The organism is uncultured Cyclobacterium sp. (genome assembly GCF_963976465.1).
Taxonomy (GTDB): Bacteria; Bacteroidota; Bacteroidia; order Cytophagales; family Cyclobacteriaceae; genus Cyclobacterium.
On the sequence record NZ_CAXBOC010000512.1, the window covers coordinates 1 to 3816 of the forward strand.

Annotated in this window: 3 protein-coding genes; 1 reads left to right on the plus strand and 2 read right to left on the minus strand. The window is 42.0% G+C overall.

The genetic code is table 11. The annotated features are described in order from the left end of the window. A partial coding sequence (locus tag AAC037_RS21320) for an ATP-binding protein (RefSeq protein WP_339905467.1) occupies nucleotides 1-309 on the minus strand: 309 nt, incomplete at its 3' end. Further along, nucleotides 302-718, minus strand: a complete 417-nt coding sequence (locus AAC037_RS21325) for a hypothetical protein (RefSeq protein ID WP_339905468.1) — start codon at nucleotides 716-718, stop codon at nucleotides 302-304. The genes AAC037_RS21325 and AAC037_RS21320, both read right to left, overlap by 8 nt. A 247-nt stretch (nucleotides 719-965) precedes the next feature. Here AAC037_RS21325 and AAC037_RS21330 point away from each other — a divergent pair. Next, a partial coding sequence (locus AAC037_RS21330) for a glycoside hydrolase family 3 N-terminal domain-containing protein (RefSeq protein ID WP_339905469.1) occupies nucleotides 966-3816 on the plus strand: 2851 nt, incomplete at its 3' end.

A 3816-nucleotide genomic window follows, 5' to 3' on the forward strand; every position in this document is an offset into this window, starting at 1 on the left:
AGAGGCCATCGCTTCTCCCCTAAAACCATGTGTCCGTATATTGAAAAGGTCGTCAGACTTTTTGATTTTAGAAGTAGCATGCCTTTCAAAACACATACGGGCATCGGTAAGGGACATGCCAAGTCCATCATCGATCACCTGAATCAAAGATTTTCCTGCATCTTTTATCACCACCTGAATGGATTGGGCTTGCGCATCAATGGCATTTTCCAAAAGCTCTTTCAAGGCTGATGCCGGTCTTTGCACCACTTCTCCAGCTGCGATCTGGTTAGCAATGGCATCCGGCAACAACTGAATCATATCACTCATCTTTCTTTCTCCCTTTTAGCTTAAAAAGGCCAAACAATAAAGCTCCACCGGCTGTAAAATAAAGCAGGTAATACAGAATTACCGGACCTAAATAGATGTATCCGCCAAAGCCTCCCACTAACAATACGATGATGATCATCCGGATCAATCCTGTATTGTCCATGATATTGGAAGGTTGTTTTTTAATCGGGCTTCCACCGGTAAAGGCTCCCCTGATTCTAGAAGATCCTCCTGAAACTTTTCTTTCCAGTATTTGTTGCTCCTCCGGATTTAGCACCCCTTCTATTTCCAAATCCTTCTTGATCATTTCCGTCCTGTTTTTAATTTCTTCCTTTACCGGATCGTAATGTCTAGGACTGATATTAAACCTACTTGGCCGATTTATTCTGAATATGGATGGGAAATTCATAGTATTAAATTTTAATTGTCAACTGCCTAAGGGCGTAACACATATTAAGTGGGCTTCCAATTGGTTTCAACAAAAGTCAAAAAAACAACTGAAACCTTCCTTATCTAACTATTGTTTTAAACAAAATATCACCTGTTCATCACTTTTACATAGGTAGAAGTAGGATATTTATGTAAGTTTGAATTAAACGTTGTGTGTTAACGCAAAGTTATTCTTAAATTATTACCAATAAAATTTTAACACCCCCATGTGGCAAAAAGTTTACGTAATGTTTTTCTGCTGCCTCCTATTGATAGGTTTGGTGTCCGGACACGATGGTACTGAACCTAGGGATCCATTGATAAGTGAAAATACTGGTGCGCAGCAACACTGGGTAGACAGTGTTTTTAACAGCCTTAGTTTTGAAGAGCGGTTGGGACAACTTTTCATGGTTGCGGCCTATTCCAACAAAGGAGCAGCTCATGTAAACAGTATTTCCAAATTAATTAAAGAAGAAAATCTAGGTGGGATCATCTTTTTTCAAGGAGGGCCTGTCCGCCAGGCAAACCTGACCAACCATTACCAATCCATAGCCAAGACCCCATTGTTCATAGCGATGGATGCCGGATGGGGAATAGGTATGCGACTGGATAGCGTCCTGAATTTCCCTAAGCAGATGACCCTTGGTGCGGCTAAAAATGACGCCTTGGTTTATCAAATGGGGAAAGAAATTGCCCGGCAGTTTAAGGAAATTGGCATGCATATTAATTTTGCTCCTGTGGTGGATGTAAATTCCAACCCTCTAAATCCTGTGATAGGCTATCGCTCCTTTGGAGAGGATAAACAATTGGTAAGCAATAAATCCCTTGCCTATATGCGAGGCATGCAAGACAACGGTATACTTGCCAATGCCAAACACTTCCCCGGTCATGGCGACACCAATTCAGACTCCCACTACACCACACCTGTGATCAATAACAGCAAGGCCAGAATAGTAGATATAGACTTGCATCCTTACAGAGAAATGATCGATCAAGGCCTGATGAGCATTATGGTGGCTCACCTTCATATTCCAAGTTTAGGCAGTGAACCAAAACTACCCACCACCTTATCCCCCAAGGTAGTAACCAATTTACTCAAAGAAGAAATGAAGTTTAAAGGGCTCATTTTTACAGATGCCCTCAATATGAAAGGGGTAAGTAGTCTTTACAAGCCGGGAGAGGTGGAACTAATGGCTTTACTTGCCGGAAATGACGTCTTGCTTTATGCAGAGGATGTTCCTAAATCCAAGGCCTTGATTTTGCAAGCCGTAAAAGACGGTAGGATAAGCCAGGAGGAAATAGACCAAAGAATTAAAAAGATACTCAACGCCAAATACTGGGCCGGACTCAACAAAAAGCAGGAGGTAAATACCCATAAACTAGTAGAGCGACTTTCGAATTTTGGAACCAAGGCCCTTATTGAACAATTGTATGCTTCCTCCCTTACAGTGGTCAGCAATGAAGATCAAGTAATCCCTGTTAAGCATTTGGATTTGGAAAACATGGCCTCCCTCACCATAGGCAGAAAGGGGGAAACCTTTAAAAAATTCCTAAGCAAATATACCCAATTCAAACATTTTACATTACGCCCGAATAGCAATCAGAACAATTTTGCTGCCATGGAAAAAAACCTGGAAGAGTTCAGCACCATAGTGGTGGGCGTCATGGGTATGAGCAATAATTCCAGACGAAATTTCGGGTTAAAAGCTGATGAAATAGCTTTTATCAATCGATTGCAGGAAACGCATAAAGTAATAACAGTGGTATTTGGAAATGCCTATTCCTCTAAAAATTTCAAGGACCAAAAAAACCTGATCTTTGCCTATGAAGAAAATGATTTCACTGAAAGCATTGCCCCTCAAGTAATTTTTGGTGGTAGAGAAGGGTCAGGCAAACTTCCCATCAGTCTAAAGGGTGTCTGGCCTAAAGGTCATGGCATAGAAACAAACAGCCTGCACAGGCTCGCTTATTCTACTCCCGAAGCCCAAGGCATGAACAGCAGGGAATTAATGAAAATTGACACCATCATGGAGCGGGCCATTTCAGGTAAAGCTACTCCAGGCGGCTCCATCCTAATAGCAAAAAATGGACAAGTAGTCTTTGAAAAAAATTACGGCTATTTTGATTATGGCAAAAAACAAGCGGTAGATGAGAAGACGCTGTATGACCTTGCTTCGCTTACCAAGGTAATGGCCACCACCCAAGCTGTCATGTTTTTAAATAGTAGGGGATTAATAAATCTGGATGACCCATTAGAAAAACACTTACCAGAACTGGAAGGAAGCAATAAGGGAGGCATTACTATCCGCAATATATTAACTCATGAAGCAGGGCTGATACCCTATATCCCCCATTTCACCAAAACACTGGAAGGCAATCAATGGAAAGAGGAATACTATAGTCCCCAAAAATCCGACAACTACCCCATTGAAATCGCCCATGGAATATATGGAAACAAAGCCCTTCCAGACAGTGTATGGAAATGGACTGTTGCATCTAACTTAAGATACAGTGGCACCAAAAGTACCAAATACAGTTATCGTTATTCAGATGTTGGAATGTATCTTTTGCACCGATTGATCGAAAAAATGGTCAATCAACCGATGGAGGATTTTTTGGAGCAGCAGTTTTATGCTCCTTTAGGGATGAATCGGTTTGGATACCTGCCATTAAAAAAAGTGAGTCCCGACCAAATTGCCCCAACGGAGCAGGACAACCTCTTTAGAAAGACCTTGGTCCAAGGATATGTACATGACCCGGGTGCGGCATTGTATGGAGGCGTTGCAGGTCATGCAGGCCTCTTTGGTAATGCCAATGATTTGGCTAAAATGATGCAAATGATGCTTCAAAATGGAAAATATGGAACCGAGGAATTACTGGATCAGGCAACAATAGAGAAATTCACCAACAAGCAATCATTTCGGAGCAGAAGAGGTTTGGGCTGGGACAAGCCGGACCCAAAAAAAGACAAAGGGCCAACAGGCAATCTTGCCTCTCCCGGAACATTTGGACATACAGGCTTCACTGGAACCGCTGCATGGGCTGATCCGGAACACCAGTTAATTTATATTTTCCTTT